The organism is Pontimicrobium sp. MEBiC01747 (genome assembly GCF_053601635.1).
Genome location: NZ_JBSHNS010000314.1, coordinates 1 through 1,715, shown reverse-complemented (window position 1 = coordinate 1,715; position 1,715 = coordinate 1). Strand labels below are relative to the sequence as shown.

The following is a 1,715-nucleotide window of genomic DNA, read 5'->3' as shown; positions in this document are numbered from 1 at the left end:
GTAGTCAACATCCAGAAGAACAGCAAGAAATTATAGATAGAGTTATAAACAAAAGCTTAAAACTATTATATGTCGCCCCCGAAAGCTTAGGCGGTTTAGAGAACTTACTCAACGAACAGTACATTAGCTGTGTGGCTATAGACGAAGCCCATTGCATCTCGTCTTGGGGACACGATTTTAGACCATCGTACCAACAATTAGGTTTTTTAAAACGTCAATTACCCAATACCCCAATAATAGCACTAACAGCAACAGCAGACAAAGCAACTCGACAAGATATTGTAGACCAATTACAAATTCCTGATGCAGATCAGTTTATCTCGTCTTTCGATCGTAAAAATATAGAGCTAGAAGTCCGCCCTGCCGATGGTAGAGCTAACCAAATTGTACGTTTTATAAAGCAAAGACCAAACGAAGCTGGTATAGTGTATTGCTTAAGTAGAAAGAATACTGAGCAAATAGCTAAAAAATTAAACCAAAACGGTATTAATACAGATGCCTATCATGCTGGCTTAAGTTTTGAAGACCGTTCTAGAATACAAGAAGATTTTATTTTCGATAAAACACAGGTCGTTTGTGCTACCGTTGCCTTTGGTATGGGTATAGATAAATCTAACGTGCGTTGGGTAATACACCATAATATGCCTAAAAACATAGAAGGTTATTATCAAGAAATTGGCCGTGGCGGAAGAGATGGCTTAAAAGCGCACGCTTTATTATTTCATAGTTATGCCGATGTAATACAATTGCGAAAATTTGCTTCAGGAGCCTCAAACGAAGAGGTGCAGATAGCAAAACTAGACCGTATGAAACAGTTTAGTGAAGCAACGACTTGTAGACGCAAAATTCTGTTAAGTTACTTTGGGGAGTTATTATCTGAAAACTGTGGCAATTGCGATGTATGCAAAAACCCTCCAAAGTTCTTTGATGGTACTATTATTGCGCAAAAAGCATTATCAACTATAACGCGAGTTAAACAACAAGAAGCCACAGGGACCATTATAGATATATTACGAGGTGCTAGAAATGCTAATGTTTTAGAAAAAGGCTATGATGCAATAAAAACCTTTGGTATTGGTAATGATATTTCTTGGAAAGACTGGCAACATTATATTATACAATTAATAAATCAAGGGGTTTGTGAAATCGCTTTTCATAAAAATAATGCGCTTCAACTTACAGACTTTTCAAACAAAGTGCTCTTTAAGGGCTTAAAAGTGCATCTTACTTACCCTATTGAAACTAAAGAACAAGAAAAAGCGGTAGCAAAACCTAAAACAAAACGTACACCAACCAATAGTTTATTTGAGCGTTTACGACAATTGCGCTACCGTATTTCTCTAGAAGAAAACCTTCCCGCATACCTTATATTCAACGATGCTGCACTAAAAGAAATGGAACGTGTTCGCCCTATGAGCGAAAGTGAGTTTTTAACCATTTCTGGAGTTGGGCAACGAAAAATGGAAGTCTATGGCGATGAGTTTATTGCAGAAATATTAGATTTTATGGGGTCTAAAATAAAGAAACCCAAAAAAACAGATACACATATCCTTACATATAACTTATATAAAAAAGGATTTTCTATTGAAGAAATCTCTATTCAAAGACAATTAAAAACACCTACTATCTACTCGCACATAGCCAAATTGTATTTAGATGGTAAAGACATTAATATTTTCGATTTCATTTCAAAAAGCGATGTTGAAGCTGTACAT

Annotated in this window: 1 protein-coding gene; it reads left to right on the top strand. The window is 35.8% G+C overall.

Annotated features, from left to right (window positions below):
* Window positions 1–1,715, top strand: a 1,715-nt coding sequence (locus ACVC2P_RS10360) for a RecQ family ATP-dependent DNA helicase (RefSeq protein ID WP_452598405.1), incomplete at both ends; no start/stop codon positions are given.